Origin of the sequence: Lichenihabitans psoromatis (assembly GCF_004323635.1) — a bacterium.
In the GTDB taxonomy this organism is placed as follows: Bacteria; Pseudomonadota; Alphaproteobacteria; order Rhizobiales; family Beijerinckiaceae; genus Lichenihabitans; species Lichenihabitans psoromatis.
Genome location: NZ_CP036515.1, coordinates 3,403,027 through 3,421,534 on the forward strand (window position 1 = coordinate 3,403,027; position 18,508 = coordinate 3,421,534).

Annotated in this window: 18 protein-coding genes and 6 pseudogenes; 12 read left to right on the forward strand and 12 right to left on the reverse strand. The window is 61.6% G+C overall.

The features are described 5' to 3' along the window. Positions 1-23: 23 nt before the first annotated feature. The 7 genes and pseudogenes from EY713_RS23370 to EY713_RS22810 form a co-directional block, all read right to left on the reverse strand. On the reverse strand, positions 24-398 hold the full coding sequence (locus EY713_RS23370) for a superoxide dismutase (protein WP_342635994.1): 375 nt from the start codon (positions 396-398) through the stop codon (positions 24-26). Then, entirely contained in the window at positions 308-775 is a 468-nt protein-coding gene (locus tag EY713_RS23375; protein WP_281015359.1) for a superoxide dismutase, read from the reverse strand. The genes EY713_RS23370 and EY713_RS23375 overlap by 91 nt, the downstream gene beginning before the upstream one ends. A gap of 173 nt (positions 776-948) precedes the next feature. Next, positions 949-1,401 (reverse strand): annotated as a pseudogene (locus EY713_RS23000) (SCO family protein); the annotation flags it as partial. 7 nt (positions 1,402-1,408) lie between these two features. After that, a complete protein-coding gene (locus EY713_RS15815) occupies positions 1,409-1,873 on the reverse strand; it encodes a copper chaperone PCu(A)C (RefSeq protein WP_131116518.1) in 465 nt (154 codons plus the stop codon). Between the two features lie 82 nt (positions 1,874-1,955). Continuing rightward, a complete protein-coding gene (copC, locus tag EY713_RS15820; RefSeq protein WP_131116522.1) occupies positions 1,956-2,324 on the reverse strand; it encodes a copper homeostasis periplasmic binding protein CopC in 369 nt (122 codons plus the stop codon). A 98-nt stretch (positions 2,325-2,422) separates the two neighbouring features. Then, a pseudogene (locus EY713_RS15825) lies at positions 2,423-3,790 on the reverse strand (PepSY-associated TM helix domain-containing protein). A gap of 16 nt (positions 3,791-3,806) precedes the next feature. Next, a complete protein-coding gene (locus EY713_RS22810; protein WP_165491156.1) occupies positions 3,807-3,980 on the reverse strand; it encodes a hypothetical protein in 174 nt (57 codons plus the stop codon). Positions 3,981-4,220: 240 nt separating this feature from the next. Here EY713_RS22810 and EY713_RS15830 point away from each other — a divergent pair, with 240 nt between their 5' ends. The 9 genes from EY713_RS15830 to EY713_RS15865 all read left to right on the forward strand — a co-directional run bounded on the left by EY713_RS15830 (position 4,221) and on the right by EY713_RS15865 (position 10,343). Further along, complete coding sequence (locus EY713_RS15830; RefSeq protein WP_131116525.1) at positions 4,221-4,643, forward strand: porin; 423 nt, start codon at positions 4,221-4,223, stop codon at positions 4,641-4,643. A 17-nt stretch (positions 4,644-4,660) separates the two neighbouring features. Beyond that, positions 4,661-4,813: a hypothetical protein gene (locus EY713_RS23615; protein WP_425373695.1), complete on the forward strand. Its 153-nt coding sequence runs from the start codon at positions 4,661-4,663 to the stop codon at positions 4,811-4,813. Between the two features lie 77 nt (positions 4,814-4,890). Beyond that, positions 4,891-5,100 carry a TOBE domain-containing protein gene (locus EY713_RS15840; protein ID WP_131116527.1) on the forward strand — a complete coding sequence of 70 codons (210 nt, stop codon included), beginning with the start codon at positions 4,891-4,893 and terminating at the stop codon, positions 5,098-5,100. 16 nt (positions 5,101-5,116) lie between these two features. Further along, positions 5,117-5,308, forward strand: coding sequence for a hypothetical protein (locus EY713_RS23620; RefSeq protein WP_131116530.1), 192 nt, complete (start codon positions 5,117-5,119; stop codon positions 5,306-5,308). Positions 5,309-5,577: 269 nt separating this feature from the next. After that, positions 5,578-5,703 (forward strand): hypothetical protein, encoded by a 126-nt coding sequence (locus tag EY713_RS23380; RefSeq protein WP_281015383.1) that lies wholly within the window; start codon positions 5,578-5,580, stop codon positions 5,701-5,703. A gap of 318 nt (positions 5,704-6,021) precedes the next feature. Further along, positions 6,022-7,071: an ABC transporter substrate-binding protein gene (locus EY713_RS15850; protein ID WP_170314082.1), complete on the forward strand. Its 1,050-nt coding sequence runs from the start codon at positions 6,022-6,024 to the stop codon at positions 7,069-7,071. Between the two features lie 74 nt (positions 7,072-7,145). Next, positions 7,146-8,270, forward strand: a complete 1,125-nt coding sequence (locus tag EY713_RS15855; protein ID WP_131119820.1) for an ABC transporter ATP-binding protein — start codon at positions 7,146-7,148, stop codon at positions 8,268-8,270. A 139-nt stretch (positions 8,271-8,409) separates the two neighbouring features. Further along, the gene (locus EY713_RS15860; protein ID WP_245572749.1) at positions 8,410-9,516 is read left to right on the forward strand and encodes an ABC transporter permease; all 1,107 of its coding nucleotides are present in this window, start codon (positions 8,410-8,412) and stop codon (positions 9,514-9,516) included. A gap of 5 nt (positions 9,517-9,521) precedes the next feature. Further along, entirely contained in the window at positions 9,522-10,343 is an 822-nt protein-coding gene (locus EY713_RS15865) for an ABC transporter permease (protein WP_131116536.1), read from the forward strand. Positions 10,344-10,369: 26 nt separating this feature from the next. On the opposite strand, the gene EY713_RS15870 is transcribed toward EY713_RS15865, so the two are convergent. Continuing rightward, complete coding sequence (locus tag EY713_RS15870) at positions 10,370-11,251, reverse strand: LysR family transcriptional regulator (RefSeq protein WP_131116539.1); 882 nt, start codon at positions 11,249-11,251, stop codon at positions 10,370-10,372. An 89-nt stretch (positions 11,252-11,340) separates the two neighbouring features. Then, on the reverse strand, positions 11,341-12,555 hold the full coding sequence (locus EY713_RS15875) for a M24 family metallopeptidase (RefSeq protein ID WP_131119822.1): 1,215 nt from the start codon (positions 12,553-12,555) through the stop codon (positions 11,341-11,343). 188 nt (positions 12,556-12,743) lie between these two features. Between EY713_RS15875 and speB the strand changes: the two genes are divergently transcribed. Then, positions 12,744-13,715, forward strand: a complete 972-nt coding sequence (speB, locus tag EY713_RS15880; RefSeq protein ID WP_131116543.1) for an agmatinase — start codon at positions 12,744-12,746, stop codon at positions 13,713-13,715. A 302-nt stretch (positions 13,716-14,017) separates the two neighbouring features. Here speB and EY713_RS15885 read toward each other — a convergent pair. Further along, a pseudogene (locus EY713_RS15885) lies at positions 14,018-15,186 on the reverse strand (IS3 family transposase). Positions 15,187-15,253: 67 nt separating this feature from the next. Between EY713_RS15885 and EY713_RS23215 the strand changes: the two are divergent. Both EY713_RS23215 and EY713_RS15900 read left to right on the forward strand, forming a co-directional pair. Beyond that, a pseudogene (locus tag EY713_RS23215) lies at positions 15,254-16,033 on the forward strand (transposase family protein); the annotation flags it as partial. Continuing rightward, positions 15,990-16,256, forward strand: a pseudogene (locus EY713_RS15900) (transposase); the annotation flags it as partial. The pseudogenes EY713_RS23215 and EY713_RS15900, both read left to right, overlap by 44 nt. A gap of 650 nt (positions 16,257-16,906) precedes the next feature. Here the strand turns inward: EY713_RS15900 and EY713_RS15910 are convergent. Together EY713_RS15910 and EY713_RS15915 are read right to left on the reverse strand one after the other, a co-directional pair. Then, a pseudogene (locus EY713_RS15910) lies at positions 16,907-17,458 on the reverse strand (helix-turn-helix domain-containing protein); the annotation flags it as partial. A 66-nt stretch (positions 17,459-17,524) separates the two neighbouring features. Next, positions 17,525-18,502, reverse strand: coding sequence for a hydroxyacid dehydrogenase (locus tag EY713_RS15915; RefSeq protein ID WP_131116555.1), 978 nt, complete (start codon positions 18,500-18,502; stop codon positions 17,525-17,527). Positions 18,503-18,508 lie beyond the last annotated feature (6 nt).

Consider the following 18,508-nt stretch of genomic DNA (forward strand, 5'->3'; position numbering starts at 1 on the left):
AATCTCGACTTTCGCACGGGCGCTCAAGCCGACAGCGTGTCGGCACGGCCGGCCGCGTAGCGCTCCCCGATGCGTGACCAGTCGAGCACGCCCCACCATGCCGTCAGGTAGTCCGGGCGGCGGTTCTGGTACTTGAGGTAGTAAGCGTGCTCCCAGACGTCATTGCCGAACAGCACCTGATGCCCGTCCATCAGCGGCGCGTCCTGGTTAGGTCGGGCGACGAGGGAGAGCTTGCCGTCGCCGTCCATCAGCACCATCGCCCAGCCCGAACCGAACACGCCGGTCGCGGCCTTGTTGAAGGCCGTCTTCAGGTCGGCGAACGACCCGAAGTCCCGGGCGATGGTCGTGTCGACATCGCCGGTCGGCTCGCCCCCCCCTTGCCGCCCATGACCTGCCAGAACATCGTGTGGTTGGCGTGTCCCCCGGCGTTGTTGCGCACCACTGTCCGGATCGCTTCCGGCAGGGTCTGAGTTTTCGCGAGGAGGTCCTTAAACGCGACGTCGTGAAGGTCGGGATGGTCCTTCAGGGCGGCGTTGAGGTTGCTCACATCGGCCGCGTGATGCTTGTCGTGGTGGAGCTGCATCGTCTGCGCGTCGATCGATGACTCATCGGCGTCAAAGCCGTATGGAAGCGGCGGCACCGCGAAGGGATAGTTGAGCTTGGCCCCAAAGTCGACAGGCTGGGTCGCTGCCTGGGAGCTGGCGCGCCGGAGGGTGGTTGCGGTCGCGAGCGCGGCCGTGCCGAACAGGAAGGTGCGGCGGAACGGGTTGATCATCAGGGGGACTCCGTTCATGGGCGTGAATCAGCGTCGTCCTATGTAGCGGCCAAGGCCTTGAGCTTGGCCAGCGCGGTCTCCGGAGCCTCGCCGTAGTCAATCGTGCCGGTGAGCCGGCCAGCGCGGTCGAGCAGGAACACCGTGGCGCTGTGGTACATCGTGTATTCATTGCCGCCCTCGCCCGGCACGCGCTTGTAGTAGACGTGGTAGGCGTTCGCGATTGTCGCGACCTCGGCTTCGGTGCCGGTGAAACCACGGATGCGAGGGTCGAACGACTACAGGTAGAGCTTCATCTGCGCGGGCGTGTCGCGACCCGGGTCCACCGACACGAAGATCAGGGCGTCGGCGGCGGTTCCCATCTGCTTCATTGCCGTCGTCAGCATCAGCAGGGTCGTTGGGCAGACCTCCGGACAGTAGGTGTACCCGAAATACAGCACCGTCGGTCGGCCGATGAGATCCGCCTGGCTGACCGCGCGCGTTTCGGTGTCTATCACCGTGAACGGACCGCCGAAGGTCAAGAGGGCCGGCGCGGGCGCCTGGTTCGACCAAACCGATGTGACGAGGGTGGCCACGACGACGGCGAGGGTGCAAAGCGCGAGCGCGACAACAAGTCGGATGCGGCGCATGAATCGGCTACTTCGACATGGGCGGTGTGACCTCGCCCATCGGCTTGACGGCCAGTTCGACCCGCTCGGAGCCGGCGTGCTCGAAGGTCAGCGTGACATAGATCGTATCCCCGGCCTTGAAGGGCTGCTTAGGACCGATCAGCATGAGGTGGTAGCTGCCGGGTTTGAGCGTGACGGAGCCGTGCGCCGGAACGGCAAGGCCGCCCGGCACGGGGTGCATGGTCATGATGCCGTTCGAGACGGACATCTCATGGATCTCGACGTGGTCGGCCAGCGGCGACGAAGCCGTAACCAATCGATCTGGCACCGCGCCTGTGTTGGCGATGGTCATGTGGCCGATGCCCGTCGGCGCCCCGGCCGGCGTGGCGCGCGAGACGGGATCGATGGCGACGAGATCGCTCGCCGCGTGGGCGAGTCCAGGGGAGACGACCCCGACGAGGGCGGCGAGCAGCATCTTTGGTGCAAAGCGCATGGGCGTGATCCGGTTGCGATGAGAGGCGACAAAAACGTTTTGGGCCCGCGCCGCGGCGACGGTCGCGGACCCGTGCTCACGATCAGGGCTTTACGGTGAACTTGTAGGTGCCGGTCGTCTTGTGCCCGTCCGTCGAGAGCGCGTGCCACGCGACCATGTAGGTGCCGGCCGCAAGGGTGCCGGTGACCGGAACGACCAGGGTAGTATCACCGCTGGAACCGAGCGTGGCATCACCGGTCGTGACGGCGGCCTTGTCGGGACCCATTAGCTTGACGCCCGTGAACTTCAGGTTGAGCCCTTCCGAGAACATTAGATCGAGTTCGGAGGGCGAGGAGGCCGTTCCGTTGATCGGCGGGTTCGCCGACTTGAGATGCGCATGGGCGAAGACGGGCGCGGAGGCGGCGAAGAGGCCGAGGCCGGCGAGGACGAGGGTGCGTGCGAACGTGTTCATGATGTTTCCTGTCGGTGATGGGGAAAGTTCGGCGAGCCACGGGCCAGCCGTTTGTGTCATCCGGAGAGTCCGCCAAGGCGTGACCGCTCGGCGGGACCTCAGGCGAAGGCGCGCCGGAGCGGTGAGACCGTGCGGATGACCAGGAGGTCGACGGCCAGCATGAGCAGGATGGCGGCGCCCGTGATCGGGAACGCCAGCCCGAGCGCGGCGGCGGCGATCCAGAGCGCGCGCTAGACGCGTGACTCGGCGGGATAGGGTGGCACGCCGACCCGGCCTACCGGACGGCGCTTCCACCACATCATCACGGCCGCCACCGACGACAGTATGATGGCGAGGCAGGTCGCCAGCATGACGATCTGGTTCAGCAACCCGAATTCCTGCCCCATGTGGACTTTGATGCCGAACTCGATCGCCTTGCCGATCGGGCCGTAATCCTTGAAGGCGAGGTCGACAAGCGGCTTACCGGTATACTAGTCGAAGTGGATCGTCCGCTCCTTGCCGAGGTCCGCGGGGTAGATCGCTACCGTGTAGACACCCGTCTCGTCGCCAGGGGCCGACATCTCGAAGCCGCGCGTAATGCCGAGCGTGTGGGCCTCGTCGACCGCCCGGTCGAGCCCGATCGGAGCCGTGCCGGTCGGGGTGGAGGCCGGTACGGGCGCCGTTTCCATAACCCAGCCGGGCTTGGTCGTGGCCTCGCTCATCGGCACCGTCGAGGAGGGAACGTCGTCCCAGAGCTTGGCCGGGTAACCAACCCCCGCCTGGTTGACGTAGTCCTGCATGTGCGCGCCCCAGAACTTCGACCAAGGCATGCCGGTGGCAGCCAGGAAAAAGATCACGATCCCGGCGAAGGCGCCGGTGACGGCATGGACGTTGCGCCACCAGATCCGTTTGGTCGGCGTGCCGCGAACCGTGACCACGCCTCCGGCCTGCCTACGGGGCCACCAGAGATAGAAGCCGGTGACCACCAGGATCAGCGCGAAGCCGCCGACCGCCTCGATGACGTAGCTCGCTTAGTCCCCGAAGTAGACGAGGCTGTGCAGCTTGCGTGCGACGAACATGAACTCCGTGTCGGCGTTCACCTTGTCGCGCACCTGGCCCGTATAGGGGTTGAGGTAGACCAGCGTCTTGCGCCCGCACTTCAGCGTTACCAGTGCCGACGCGGTCGGGCTCGCTGGCTCTGCATAGGATTTCAGTCGCGTACCAGGAACGGCGGCGAGCGCCTCCTCGGTCAGGCGACTGGGCAGCTGCATCGGCGTGGCCTGCGCCTGGACCACGGTGCGGTAGGCGAAAGCCGTGTGGTTGATCTCGTTCTTTAAGTAATAGATCGAGCCGGTCACGGCCAGCAGGATCATGAAGGGGACGCTGATCAGCCCGGCATAGAAGTGCCAGCGCCAGATGGAGCGGTAGAGCGACGAGCGTGCGGAGGGAAACGCCGGAGCGGCGTCGAGGGGGAGGGCTTTGGACATGGTCGATCGCTCCCGTTCAGTCCACGTCCATGCCGGGCATCGAATGCCCGTCATGTCCCGCCGCGTCGTTCCGGACCTTTGCCTTGGCGCCGATGCCCTCGACATCGAAGGTCACCGGGACCGTGCCGGTCACGATGTCGCGGACCACCGCAAGAGTTGGAGCGAGCGCTAGCCTGGTTAGAACTGCCACGGGGCAGGTACGTGAGGATAATCGCATGGGAGACGTCCTGAAAGGCTCGCGAGCGTGCGCATTGACGCGTCGCCATCAACGAGCAGGAAAAGACCGGGTCCGCGTGTCAGGTCACGCGGTCGATGGGCCTTGTGATTTGCGCGGCGAGCGCAGCCGTGAGGAAGCCGGCACCCAAGTCATGGCTTGGACGTGCTCGACAACCGATCGCGCCACCTATGCCCCTATTCGCGAAAAAACTAATTGCTGCATTTCGGGGTGGCGGGCTCATATCGATCGCTGGATCTCACCGGCCTGACCTTCTCGGTCAGCAGCCGGCCGGAAGACTACCTGGAGCGTGCACTCGTCACCTCCGGTACCCTGGTCGACGCCGATTCCATCCAGCGCGCTAACGCCGAGGCGCTCTATCAGCTGGGCTCCTACTGTATCCAAGGCGAGTACACCTACCTAGACGTCACGGGTCGCAACGGTCGGGCCGACCGGTCCTTCCAGGGCGGCTATGTGGAGGGCGCCTGGGTTGTGAACGGCAACGGGCATCCCTACCGTGTCGCAACCCCGTACGGCGCCGATTTGGCTGTGCTGCAGGGCGTCAAGGTGGAAGACGGCCGGCGTATCTCCCGAGGTGCATCGGTGTATTCGAGCTCCCGGCGCGTTTCAGCGCCCTGAACCGGCAGTCGACAGGCGTGCTTGGTGGCTCGGAGCAGGATGTGACGGCGGGCGTCGGTTGGTACCCCGACCGGAACGTACGTGTACTCGCCGACTACGTGCATGGCTGGACAGATCCGCCGCTTTCTCAGTCGCGGCTGGCCGCAAGGTCGAGAGCGACGCTTTCGTGACCCGCATGCAGATCAAATGGTGAATCCGGGTATCGCCCGGTTCACCATCCGCGCATGCCGATCGAAGGAGAAACTTGATGAAGCTGAGCGCGCGAAATCAGCTGTCAGGAACGGTTCTCTCCGTGGTCAGGGGGAGCGACTACGTTTCATGTGGTGATCGAAACACAGGCGGGCAGCGGATCACCTCGTCTATCACAAACGAGGCCGTCGATGACCTTAAGCTCGAAACGGGCAAGAGTGCGATCGTGGTGATCAAGGCCTCGGATGTCAGCGTAACGAGCGATTAAGACTATGATTTTGCGAATGAAAAACCACTGTCGTGGCATCGCCTTGTTCGCGCTCACTTTCTGCTTGGCCTCGCCGTGTTTGGCGATGGTCGCGGAGGCCCATGTCGCCGTGGCGGCCAACTTCACCGAGGCCGCAAAAGAGATTGGCATCGCCTTTGAAGACAAGACTGGCGACAACGCCCTGCTGAGCTTTGGGTCGTCCGGGTAGCTTTGCACGCAGACCACGCAGGCTGCGCCGTTCGACATCCTGCTGTCCGCCGACGTCGAGCGGCCTTAAAAAGGCGTGGCGGACGGCTATGGCGTGGCCGGAAGCCCCTTCACCTATGCGATCGGCAAGCTGGTGCTGTGGAGCAGGACGCCTCAGGTGCTCAAAGGTGAGTACACGCTGAACTCCGGCAGCTTCCCAAGACATCTCCTTCAGGCTGCTGAGCCTCGATGCGAGCGGCAACCCAGTCGACGACTTCGTGGAGGTCGCCCGTGGTTCAGGTCATCGCCGCGCTTCTGCCACCGCCTAAATCCGTCACCGAGGGCAACAACAGGGCTGTGTCGGACCTGACGCTTGAGAAGCTGATCCTGAAGGAATCCACCTCGGGAACCTTCTAAGTCCAACCGGCCGTCGGGCTTGCGTTGAGCAGTTGGTGGCCGAGTACGGCGTGTCCATTAAGAGCGACCAGCCCAGCTCACAAAGCTGTGCAGACAAATAGAGCCACATCAAACGAGGAAGCCACTCGATTGGACAATTCGAGTGCAGAAAGACATTAAAACGCGCAACAGTCCCACCATTTAGGCGACATTTGCGAGCGTTATCTTGGCATAACGTCTTCTCATTTCATTGATTGACATGGGCAGCCTACCACGGACTATCAGGCAATTCAAAACAGACGTTTGCTTTGCCTTCGATGGACTTGAAAGGATATCGATATGACGGCACGGACCACGCCATTGATGCTAGCGTTTACTGCCGGCTTGACGGTCTTTTCTGCGAACGCAGCCTTTGCCGAGTCCACCCTCTCGATCATGAGCTTTGGAGGCGCCTATCAAAGCGCGCAGAGAAACGCAGTCTTCGATACGTTCACGGCAAAGACGGGCGTCAAGATCGTCGAGCAGGAATACGGCGGCGAGATCGCAAAGATTAAAGCAATGGTCGATTCTGGCAACACGACTCTCGATGTGATCGACGTTGATGCCCCCACTCTGCAGCAGGGTTGCGACGAAGGCATCTTCGAAACGATCGACTGGGCCATGATCGGTCCGCGGTCGGAATGGCTGCCGGGCACCTCAGCCGAGTGCGGGGTCGGTAGTATCGTCTACGCAACCGTGCTGGCCTATGACACGGCTCAGACCAAAGAGGGCCCAACAAAGATCACCGACTTGTTTGACACGAAAAAATTCCCCGGAAAACGTGGATTGTGGAAGAACCCGGCCACGAATCTTGAATTCGCGCTGATGGCAGACGGTGTCGCGCCTGCCGACGTCTACACGGTCCTGGGGACACCCGCCGGCGTGGATCGGGCCTTCAAGAAGCTCGATACGATAAAGAAGGATATCGTCTGGTGGGAGGCGGGTGCCCAGGCCCCCCAAATTCTCGCCTCCGGCGAGGTTGCCATGACGACCGCCTGGAACGGCCGCATCTTCAACGCCAACAAGGAAGGGCGAAAGTTCAGGATCGTGTGGGATCACGAGATTCTCGACAGCGATCTCTGGGTCATCCCAAAAGGGGCCAAGCATCCCGATGCATCGCTGGCCTTCATTAAATTCGCGGTTGAGCCAAAAATTCTCGCCGACACTACGAAGTTCATCCCCTACGGTCCGGTACGCAAGACAGCCGCTGCCTTCGTGCAGCCCGATATCGCGCCAGATCTTCCGACGAGTCCGCAGAACATGACGGGAGCGATCACGATCAATAACGCTTTTTGGGCCGACAAGGGAGACGAAATCCGCAAGCGGTTCACGACCTGGCTGGCGCAGTAGCGGCGCGAATCAAGCATCCGAAGACGCCGGCAAGTATAGCGACTCTGGAGAACCACATGATTGCGTCCCGACCGATGCCGCAGGCGCCGAAACCCGGCAGCCCCGAAGCGATCGCGGACGTGACATCCTTCGTTCGCTTCGAGCGGGTCCGAAAGTCCTACGACGGGGTTCATTTTGTCGTCGAAGACCTCAACCTTGCGGTCCGCAAGGGCGAGTTTATGACAATGCTGGGGCCGTCAGGCTCCGGCAAAACGACTTCGCTGATGATGCTTGGCGGGTTTGAAGAGCCGACCTTCGGTCACATCTTTCTAGGCGACGAGCCGGTCGAGCGCTTAGCACCAGAAAAACGAAACATCGGATTTGTGTTTCAGAGCTACGCGCTCTTCCCGCATATGACGGTGGCCGAGAACATCGCCTTCCCGCTGCGTTATCGTGGTTTAAAGGGGGCCGCTGCGGCCGAAAAGGTCGTGAAAGCCCTTGATATGGTCCACCTCGGCCACCTCGCGTCGCGAAAGCCCAGCCAACTATCCGGCGGCCAGCAGCAACGCGTGGCGCTAGCCCGGGCGCTTGTCTTCGATCCGACGCTCGTGCTGATGGACGAGCCTCTTGGTGCGCTCGACAAGCAGTTGCGTGAACATATGCAGGTTGAGATCAAACTGCTTCAGCGCATGCTCGGCATCACCATGGTCTATGTGACGCACGACCAATCCGAGGCGTTGACTATGTCGGATCGCATCGCGGTTTTCAACGACGGCCGCGTCCAGCAGTTGGCGACCCCCGAGGTGCTGTACGAGCAGCCGGCAAACAGCTTTGTCGCCAGCTTTATCGGCGAGAATAATCTGATGCCCGTGACGGTCGCGGCAGCGGGCGGAGGGGTCGCCACGGTGACGTTGCGTGACGGCTCTCGTCTACAAACGCGCAACGCCGCCGGGGTAACAGCCGGTGGGAGGGCTCTTCTCGCTATCCGTCCCGAACGGTTCTTTATCCAGGACGGCGCGACGAGCGGATCGTCGATCCTCTTGAGCGGGTCAATTAGCGACATCTTCTACCTCGGCGACCATGTCCGCCTCTCCGTAGATGTCGGCGGGGAAAAGCCGGTCGTGGCGCGTATTCCCGTTTCTCTACGTCGCTCCTTCGCCCGCGGCGAGTCCGTTGCCCTCGGATGCGCGATCGCCGATTGCCGCCTGCTGGAAGGTTGAGAGGATGCTCCTCGCCATTCATAGCCCCGCCAAATCACCCTCCATCAAACGCGCGATCCAGCGGGCGAGCCGGCCTGCGCGCCGCGCGGCCTTTCTGCTCGCCCTGCCGCTCCTCGCGTTCCTGGCCATCGCCTTTGTCGTGCCGATCGCGGCCTTGTTTGCGACCGCCGTCGACAATCCTGAGACGCGGAGCGTTTTGCCGGACACGCTGGGGGCGTTAGCCGCCGCGCCTGACACCGTAGTTCCGGACGAGCCCGTCTTCGCCGCGTTGGCCCACGATCTAGCTGTCGCCGGCAGGGCGCGAACTGCCGCTTTGCTCGGCAAACGTTTGAACTACGAAATGCCCGGCATGCGCAGCATCGTAATGGGTGGCTCGCGCCTAGCCGCCGGATCGCCGGGAGGACCCTGGCGCCAAAAATTCCTTGACAGCGATCCCGCCTGGGGCAAGCCGGCGCTTTGGGCCATCATCCGGCGGGACGGCGCGCGGTTTACACCATATTACTTGTTGACGGCTGTCGACCTTCAGCAATCGCCGAACGGCGACCTTACGTGGGTCGTGCCCGACCAGCGCATTTTTCTCGCGGTTCTGGGCCGCACACTTCTGGTCGCCGCGGGCGTGACGCTGCTGACCTTGCTGCTCGGCTATCCCGTCGCCTATGCGCTCATGCTTGCGCCGCCGCTGCTCGGGGCTATCATGATGCTTTGCATCTTGTTGCCCCTGTGGACCTCGTTGCTGGTGCGGACCACGGCCTGGGTGGTGCTGTTGCAATCTAACGGGGTCATCAATGATCTGCTGATCGGCATGGGCCTGATCTCCGAGCGCTTGCAACTGATCTTCACTCGTTTTGGCACTGTGGTAGCGATGACCCATATCCAGTTGCCGTTCACGATTTTACCGATCGCGAGTGTCATGCGGACCATTCCTGTTGCCCAACTCCGGGCAGCCCGGTCGCTTGGGGCGCCACCGATAGCGGCCTTCTGGCGGATCTACATCCCCCAGACGATGCCCGGCGTCATAGCGGGCTGCCTGATCACCTTCATTTTATCTCTCGGCTACTATATTACGCCTGCTCTGGTGGGTGGCCCGACCGACCAGATGGTCTCCAACTTTATCTCTGTCTACATCAACCGAGACCTCAACTGGGGCCTCGCCAGCGCACTCGGCGTGGTCCTGCTTGCGGTTACACTACTGATCTACGGACTGTTCCTCAGGATCGTGGGCATCGAAAAACTCAAGCTCGGGTGACCGCCATGACCGTGCTCGGCCTTTCCTCTTATTCGCAGCCGCCAGAGCGCTTCGCCCGGTCCGGCCTCATCGTTGTCGTTACTTTCGTGCTCCTTTTCCTGATTGCACCACTCTTCATCGTCGTTCCTTTGTCGTTTTCGAACGATCCGTACTTCTCGTTCCCGGTAAAGATGTACTCGCTTCGCTGGTTTCGCGACTTTTTCGGGGACGACCGCTGGATGGCGAGCTTAAACAACAGCGTGATCACGGCCGCTTTCACGACGATCCTATCCACGGCGCTCGGCACTATGGCGGCGCTGGGGCTGTCGCATCCCTCCTTTCCATTCCGGCGGACCGTTAACGCGATCCTCATCGCGCCCATGATCGTGCCGGTCGTCATCGTGGCGGTCGGAGACTATCTGCTCTATGGCCATGTTGGGCTAACCAACACGCGCACTGGGCTTGTGCTCGCCCATACGGTGCTGGCCACGCCGTTCGTCGTCATCACGGTGACGGCGACGCTCGCGACTTATGACGTAGCGCTGACAAGGGCGGCCCGCTCGCTAGGCGCATCGCCCCTTTCGGCCTTCCTGCGAGTCACGATGCCCGTCATTCTGCCGGGTCTCGTGGCCGGTGCGGTTTTCGCTTTCGCCACGTCTTTCGACGAGGTCGTAGTCGCGCTCTTCATGACCAGCGCCGAGCAACGCACGCTGCCAGTCCAGATGTTTTCGGGCATCCGCGACCAGATAAACCCGACGATCATGGCGGCGGCCACGATGCTTCTTGGCTTGTCGGCAATGCTGTTTGTTTTGGTCGCGTGGCTTGGGGCGCGAGGGCGGGCGCGGTAAGGCGTGCAGACGACAGATGCCTGCCGTTAACAAGCCTCGATCTCGGTGCGCCCGACGAACATGTCGGCGAGCCGCGCCGCGAAACTTTGCGCCACGACCGAACGGTTCCTAGCCTCGTTGAGATAGATGCCGACGACGACGTCGGTCAGATGCGGCAAGCCGGCGCTGCGGCCGAGCGCGCGCAGGCTGTGCGGCAGCACGCGGGTCGCAATCGCGGTCACACCGAACCCTGACGTCACGGCGGCTTCGATGCCAGTCTGGCTGGGGGTGGCGTAGACGACATCGAAGGCCCGACCCTCCCGTTGGAGCGCCGACAGCATCGCGCGACGATAGAGACAGCCCTCCGGGTAGCAGACCAGGCGGACGGGATCCGTTTCGCCGAACGGCGGTGCCATGGGACCGCCGGCCCAGGTGAGACTCTCGCGCCATGTCATGAAGGCGCCCTCGGCAGGACCGTCAGGCGTCATGGCCACGACCATGTCGTAGCGGCCGCCACGGAGGCCTTTCAGCAATTCGACCGAGAGGTCGCAGGTTACGTCGAACGTCACACCGATTCCGTCAGCCGTGAGACCGGTCAGCAGTTTGGGCAAAAAGTGGTCGGCATAGTCGTTGGTGATGCCGAGCCGCAGCTTGCCGCGCGTGTCCCGTTTCGACAGGCGCAACATCATGTCGTCGTTGAGCGCAAGGATCTGACGCGAGTAGCCGGCCACCACCTCGCCGGCCTCCGTCAGGCTGCTTCCGCCACCATCCTTGTGGAACAGCGCCGTGCCGACGAGGTCCTGCAGCTTTTTCATTTGAAGGCTAATCGCCGGCTGCGTGCGTCCGAGCCGTTCCCCCGCGCGCGTAAATCCCTTCAAGTCGATGATCGTGACAAAGGCGCGCAGGAGGTCGGTCGGAATGCTGCGCATCGATGAAGTCCAAGCCAAATGTGTCCTTCGCTACTAGGCCGTGCAGTTGCGGCCTCCTAAGGACGATCAGATCTGGAGCGTAGCAGAAATCATGCCTTAACGATGTTATGCTCCGGTCCGAATGGGAATCCGGTGATGTTCTCGGCGCCGTCCTGGCTTAAAACAAGGATATCGTGCTCACGATAGCCGCCTGCTCCGGGCAGGCCGTTGGGAATGGTCAGCATCGGCTCCATCGACACGACCATACCGGGTTTGAGAACGGTATTGATGTCCTCGCGGAGTTCGACGCCCGCCTCGCGACCGTAATAATGCGATAAGACGCCGAAGGAATGGCCGTAGCCGAATGAGCGGTAGCCCAGCAGGCCTTCCGAACGATACATGTCGTTCAATTCGGCCGCGATGTCTCCGCATCGAGCGCCCGGCCGCAAGATCTCCAGGCCACGGCGATGGACCTTCACATTGACCTCCCAGACCCGCAAGCTTGCATCGTCGACATGGTCTAGGAACAAAGTGCGCTCAAGCGCCGTGTAGTAGCCGGCGATCATGGGAAAGCAGTTTAGCGAGAGGATGTCGCCCTCGAGCAAGCGGCGGGACGTCACTGGATTGTGGGCGCCGTCCGTGTTGATGCCAGACTGGAACCAAACCCAGGTATCCATCAGCTCCGCATGTGGAAAAGTTTCGGCGATATGGCGTACCATCTCCTGCGTGCCGGCCAGGGCGATTTCATGCTCGCTCGCGCCTGCGCGAATCGCGGAACGGATCGCCGCGCCTCCGAGATCGGCCGTGCGGGCCCCTTCACGGATCAAGGCGATCTCCTCCTGAGATTTGATGGCGCGCATCCACATGGTGGCTTGCCCCACGTCGACGAACTCGACACCTGGAAAACCATCTTGAAATTGTCGGAACAGATCAAGAGGCACGTCATCGAATTCGATGCCGATACGTTTGCAGCCCTTCAGCTCCTGCTGCAGCGCGTGGATATAATTGTCCTTACGCCAGTCAGTATAGGTGACGTTGTCGCCGAACGTTCGCCGCCAGGGCTGGCCTGCGTCGATACCCGCCGACACTGATACGGCGCGCGAGGCGCTGACGACGAAAGCGTAGCGGCGTCCGAAGGAACAATAGAGGAAATCGGCAAAATAATTAATGTTGTGATAAGACGTCAGGAGTGCCGCATCGAGATTCATCTCGACGAGGACACCGCGCAGGCCATTTTGGCGGCGCTCCATTTCTGCCTGCGAAAATGTCGGCTCCGCCTTTTCGCCGTTGTGCATTGTCTGAAGACGCAGGAGGTCGTTGGACATGGCGGTCGCGTACTGGTTCACGGGGGGGCACTCTCGATGATTTAAGACTTGATGTGACGATACTAGGAGCTCAAGGGGACCTGTTCTAATCAAAAGCCAAAATGCGCCGATCAGCACTTCTCATGCACGGCGACACTGCTGCGGAGGTAGGGTTGCTACCCCACACTGAATCATGGAAGCATCATCGCATGGCCGAACACAGTTACGACACCGGACGGTTGGATCTCCCCTTCGTCGGCATCGCAACCTTCGGTAAACGGCCCTATCAGCCGGACTGGAGCCGCATCGACGCCGATGTCGCAATTCTGGGCGCCCCTTTCGATTTCGGGACGCAGTGGCGCGCGGGCGCTCGCTTCGGACCGCGTGCGATCCGCGATGCCTCGACCCTGTTCGCGTTCGGCCATGCCGGCGCTTACGACCATGAGGACGATATCACCTATCTCGACGGCGTTCGTATCATGGACCTTGGCGACGCCGACATCGTGCACACGGATACGATCAAGAGCCACGCGAACATCGAATATGGCGTGCGGCGCATCCTGGAAGCTGGCGCTCTTCCGATCGTGCTCGGTGGCGACCATTCAGTGAACATTCCTTGCATCGCAGCCTTCGAGGGACGAGGGCCGATTCACATTGTGCAGATCGACGCGCATCTTGACTTCGTGGACGAGCGGCACGGCGTCCGCTTCGGACATGGCAGCCCAATGCGGCGTGCCATCGAACGGTCGTGGGTGTCTGGCCTCACCCAGATTGGTATTCGCAATGTCTCCTCGACCGCAAAGGATGGTTATGAGGCGGCGCGCGCGATGGGATCGGACATCCTGTCGGTGCGCCAAGCCCGGAAGCTCGGGGCTGACGCGATGGTGGCCCGTGTGCCTAAGAGTGTTCCGCTCTACATCACGATCGACATCGATGGCTTCGATCCGTCCATAGCCCCTGGAACCGGCACACCGAGCCATGGCGGGTTCCTCTATTACGAAGTTCTCGAACTTCTCGACGGACTGGTCCGTGGTCATGACATCGTCGGAATCGATCTCGTCGAAGTCGCCCCGGACTACGACCACACCGGTACCACTGCCATTCTGGCGGCTCAGATCCTGCTCAACTTGATTGGACGGGTTCATTACCACACACGCCGCCGCCGCAGTGACGCATTATGAGAGTTTGTTTGAGAACGATCCCCTTGGAGGCTTGTGCATGATGCATGGATGGTCGGATTGCCCCTCGTGTGTCGCTGCCGATGCCAAGGATTAACCATCGAAGCGGCGGGGTTAAGACACGAATCTGAGCCATGGTCAGCGGGTTTTGTCGAGACGATGATCCCGCAGGCGGTGCCTGTAGATTGTCCATTCGAAGCGGGAACGCGAGACAGAGGTGGTTCGGCGTATCTATACAGTGGGCTTAGTGGATTGTCTGTCTGAAGGCGGCCAGGGTGATCTTCCCCGGTTCGCGGACACGGGGTTTAGCTTGCCTTCCTTTCGGCCTGCTCAGGCGTGATGTAGCCGACTACCGAGTGTATCCGCTGCCGATTGTGGTAGCCTTCGATGTAAGCGAACAGGTAGCGTCGGGCCACCTTCCGGGTCGCCCAGCGTCGCTGGTGGACGAGTTCGACCCCGAGAGTATTGAAGAAGCTTTCCATTGGGGCATTGTCGTAGCAGCAGGCGGTCCGGCTCATGGAAGGCGTCGTCGTCATGTGGGCGAGCTGCTTTCGGTAGCCTCGGCGGCGTATTGGCTGCCGCGATCAGAGTGACAGATGACGCCGGCCCCTGGTCGCTGCCGTTGGGAGGTCGTCATCAGGGCATCCGAGGTCAGCTCGGTCCGCATGTGCCGCGCTTGGACCAGCCGACGATCTTGCGGGTGGCAAGATCAAGGACGGCGGCCAAGTAGAGCCAACCCTCTCCGGTCGGCAGGTACGTGATATCGGCGAGCCAGACCGTGTTTGGCAGCGCGGCGGAGAACTGCTGCTTCAGGAGGTTCGACGCAATCGGCAGGTCGTGCCAGATGTCGGTCTTGCAAAACCAGTATCGACGCCCCGCCAGGGCGCAGATGCTATGGCGTATCAGACGCTCCACCCGCCCTCGGCTGGCCGTTCACCATTCTGCGCGCAGGGCGGCATGGACCCGAGGCGAGCCATAGCGTCTGTTATGCACGGCATGGACTCGGCGGACGTCGTCGGAAAGGCGACGGTTGGACGTCGATCGAGCGCTCTCGTGACGAAACGGCCAGTCGTAGTAGCCGCTATCAGAGACTTCGAGCACGCGGCACATGAGACGCACCGGCCAAGTGCTCGCATGCTGCTCAATGAAAGCAAACGTCATTTAAGCATTTCCGCAAAGATGCCCATCGTTTTTTTTAAGACGTCGCGCTCCATGCGCATCCGGTCGAGTTCCCGCCGCAGGCGAGCGATCTAAGCCGCGTGGTCGGACGGCGAAGCCACCGGCCTCGCGGATGCGGTTACCGATATTCCTGCTGCCCGCAGCGGTGGGGAGCCACGCATTAGCCCCGTGCGCCACTGCCTAAGCATGGAGGGTTGGATCTCCCGAGTTTGGCCGCGATCTGCATCTACCGGCAGCCACTGCTCTCCAGCAAGGCCAATGCCTCACGTTTGAACTCGCGTCTCGTCTTTGCCATCAAACACCTTCGCCGCCCGCAAGGAGCGTATCACAGGTGTCCGTGAAGGCGGGGGAAGATCAAGACGATGAGGAAGAGATCCAGGCGGAACCACAGCCCGGCCGCCAAGGCGAAGGTGGCGTTCGCGGCCGTGCCTAGCGAGAAGACGCTGGCGGAACTGGCGCAACAGTTCGACGTGCATCCCAATCAGATCACGCAATGGCGCTCACAGCCTTTGGGGGCACCGCTGGCGTCGTCGGATCAGAGACGACAGCCATCGCCGCCACCTCTGTCATCGACGTGAAGACGCTGCATGCCAAGATCGGGACTGACATTTGCCAACGATTTTTGGGAAGGCGCGCTCGACAAGGCCGGACTGTTGCCGAGCAGGAGACGATGATCGAGCGCTCGCTTGATCTGCCGGTTGCCCGGCAGGCCGGAGAGCTCGGCATCAGCCGTGGCAGCGTCTATTATCTGCCGCGCCTGGTCCCGGCTGCCGGTCTCGCGCTGATGCGGCGGATCGACGAGTTGCATCTTGAGTATCCCTTCGCCAGCAGCCGCATGTTGCACGACCTCCTTGCTGGGGAAGGCATCACCGTCGGCCGCGTCAATCGCCACGCTGACGAAGCGCATGGCGATCGAGGCGGTCGAGGAGGGTCTGGCCCGCTTCGGAGCGACGGACGTCTCCAACACGAAGCAGGGTTTTTAGTTCACCAGTATCGACTTCATGAAGTTCCTGCTCTCCAAGGAGATCAAGATCAGCATGGACGGCAGGGGCGCTTGGCGCGAAAACGTCTCCGTCGAGCGGCTCTGGAAGTCCGTCAAAAGGGATACGAGCCGACTTCATCCGCTGCGATCTGGCAGCCAGAGACGTCGCCGCCGTCATCCCCCCCAATCGTAACCGTAAGGTCCAGCCCGTCATCGACTGTCACATCTATGCCCTGAGCAATACGGTCGAGCGCTGCTTTGCAAAGCTTAAACACAGCCAACGACTGGCGATACGATACGACAAGACAGCCGAGAGCTTCCTCGGCTTCGTCCTCGTCGCTTCGATCCGCTTGTGGCTCAGGCACTTTGTCCTTACCGCCTAGAATGCTCCAGCACCGTCTTCAGCGCGATTAAATAGTCTGGGCGGATCTGCAACTCGGCTATTCCAAGCGCATTGTGCGCTGACTCGCTGGTCGCCTGACGGGAAATCTTGATCGCACCGTCCAAGGCGATTTCAACAATTCAGTCGATTTCCTCCCGCTCGGCTGCGCGAATAGCACTGCGAACCTCGGTTACTGTAAAGCGCGCCGGCTTGTTCACTTATCGGCCTTTCTCAACCGCACGCCTGGCTGACCATGGTTCAGGAACTCGACGCCAGCGGCTTCTAGGGCGCGCTCAACTGCCTGGACGTTGGCAGCCCGGCCAGCGATCGGACATGCCGCGGCCTTTTCCATTCTGCGGATGGTGTTGACATTCAAATTGGCTCTGTCAGCCAGATCCGCCTGTTCTATCCCACTTAAAGCGCGAGCCGCCTTAAGTTGGTTCCCGGTAGTAAGCATGCAACAGGTTCCTGAGTGTCGGAATAGATGTTTCATAACTAGATAAATATGAACAAGGCATACGCGCATTTCTAGTTTTCAGAACTAGGAAACCAGCGTTGAATGCCACGTGCTCCGCTATCGCACCCCAACCAGCACCTACGACCGCACCACAATTATGCGGGCGGCATGGTCGAACGCCCGCTGCACCGCACCGGGCTGGTGATAAGGTCGTGGGCTTGTAAAAGCCTATAGACTATCGCTATCGAAACGACGTATCGCCTTTCGTCGGTTAAACGGACGACCAGTTCCCGTGACGAGAATTCGCAATTATCCAGCGCCAGTTCGATCATCTGGTCATGGATATTAACCGGTATACGGTTCCAGAACCGGCCCGGCGCCGATGGGCGGTCCTCTAGCGCCTCGGGACCGCCGCTGAGATTGCGGTCAAACCAGCGGCAGAAGGTTCGGCGCGCAATGCCCAGTTTCTCCCGCGTCCGCTTGGCCGGCAGATGTGACTGCTCGACGATCCGGATAATTTCGAGCTTTTCGGATGCGGGGTATCTCGTGCGTTGTCGCCCCCATCCGCGATCTTGCTTTTTATTCAGCAGACGGTTTTCGAGCGTCAGATCGGCCACGCACGCCTTCAGGGCGCCGGCCTCACGGCGCAGGTTCTTGACCTTGACGCTGGTGGCGGCTCGAGCCTTGTCGCCGGCCAAACGCCGTTTTCTCGCTTCCATGAACTCCTTCGACCCAGTGTAATAGAGGCCTCCCTCTCGTCAGGACTTCCGTAAGCGGAAAACCGTCGTGAAGTAGACCGTGTCAAGGCGGTTTCACTTAAGCAAAGAACGGTTCACGATCAAACGCGGGTCGAGTGTTCCATCGAAGGCGGCCAGCACATTGCGGACGGTCGCCTTGCCCATGTCGACCAGACAGTCGGCGGTGAGGGCCGCACAATGCGGGCTCAACACGATGTCCTCGCGGCCGAGCAGCGGATCATCGGCGGCCGGGGGCTCGCGGGCGAACACATCGAGCCCAGCGCCATGCAGGCGGCCGGCCTCAAGAGCCGACACCAACGCCGCCTCATCGATTAAACCGCCGCGCGCGGCGTTTATGAGAATCGAGTTGTCCTTCATTCGGGCCAGCGCGAGCACGTCGATGAGGTTGCGGGTCTTGTCTCCGAGCGGCACGTGCAGCGATACGACGTCGGCCTCTGCCAGAGCTTCGTGTAGAGTGTCGAAGAACCGCACGTCGGGAAAGCGTGCTCGATCCACGAACGGATCGTAAGCCGCGACCGACATGCCAAGAGCGCGGGCGCGGGCCGCGAATTCTTGGCCGATGCGGCCATAGCCAACGAGCAGCAGCGTCTTGCCCCGCAGCTCGAACGTCGATTTCCGACCGCGGATACCGAAATCGCCCGCCCGGACGGCGCGGTCAAACCGGATGCCGTTCTTGGCCACCGCCAGCATCAGGTACAAGGTATGCTCTGCGACCGCGACGGCGTTCACGTCACCGATAATCGTTACTAGAATGCTGCGCTCAGTGCAGAAGGCAAGCGGTAAGTTGTCGTAGCCGACGCCGTGGCGCGAAATGATCTTGAGTTTATGGGCGCCCGTGAGCGCCTCTGCAGGCAGCGGCGCGTCCCGGATGGTAATTGCGTCGGCGTCGCCCACGTGCGCCGCGATGTTGGTCGCGCTGGTGTCGGTCAGCACCTCGACCTCAATGTCGTCCCGCGCCGAGAACAGGTCCAGCGCCGGTTGGGCGATACGCTGGATGACGAGGACCTTTTTGCGATTGTTCATGGGCTCCATCCGAAC

Excerpts from the sequence above, each read along its gene's own strand:
- EY713_RS15815 (WP_131116518.1), bottom strand. The coding sequence starts at position 1,873 with ATGCGCTTTGCACCAAAGATGCTGCTCGCCGCCCTCGTCGGGGTCGTC.
- speB (WP_131116543.1), top strand. The coding sequence starts at position 12,744 with ATGGCCGAACACAGTTACGACACCGGACGGTTGGATCTCCCCTTCGTC.
- EY713_RS15840 (WP_131116527.1), top strand. The coding sequence starts at position 4,891 with ATGAAGCTGAGCGCGCGAAATCAGCTGTCAGGAACGGTTCTCTCCGTG.
- EY713_RS15875 (WP_131119822.1), bottom strand. The coding sequence starts at position 12,555 with ATGTCCAACGACCTCCTGCGTCTTCAGACAATGCACAACGGCGAAAAG.
- EY713_RS15865 (WP_131116536.1), top strand. The coding sequence starts at position 9,522 with ATGACCGTGCTCGGCCTTTCCTCTTATTCGCAGCCGCCAGAGCGCTTC.
- EY713_RS15855 (WP_131119820.1), top strand. The coding sequence starts at position 7,146 with ATGCCGCAGGCGCCGAAACCCGGCAGCCCCGAAGCGATCGCGGACGTG.
- EY713_RS23620 (WP_131116530.1), top strand. The coding sequence starts at position 5,117 with ATGAAAAACCACTGTCGTGGCATCGCCTTGTTCGCGCTCACTTTCTGC.
- EY713_RS15915 (WP_131116555.1), bottom strand. The coding sequence starts at position 18,502 with ATGGAGCCCATGAACAATCGCAAAAAGGTCCTCGTCATCCAGCGTATC.
- copC (WP_131116522.1), bottom strand. The coding sequence starts at position 2,324 with ATGAACACGTTCGCACGCACCCTCGTCCTCGCCGGCCTCGGCCTCTTC.
- EY713_RS23375 (WP_281015359.1), bottom strand. The coding sequence starts at position 775 with ATGATCAACCCGTTCCGCCGCACCTTCCTGTTCGGCACGGCCGCGCTC.
- EY713_RS15850 (WP_170314082.1), top strand. The coding sequence starts at position 6,022 with ATGACGGCACGGACCACGCCATTGATGCTAGCGTTTACTGCCGGCTTG.
- EY713_RS15870 (WP_131116539.1), bottom strand. The coding sequence starts at position 11,251 with ATGCGCAGCATTCCGACCGACCTCCTGCGCGCCTTTGTCACGATCATC.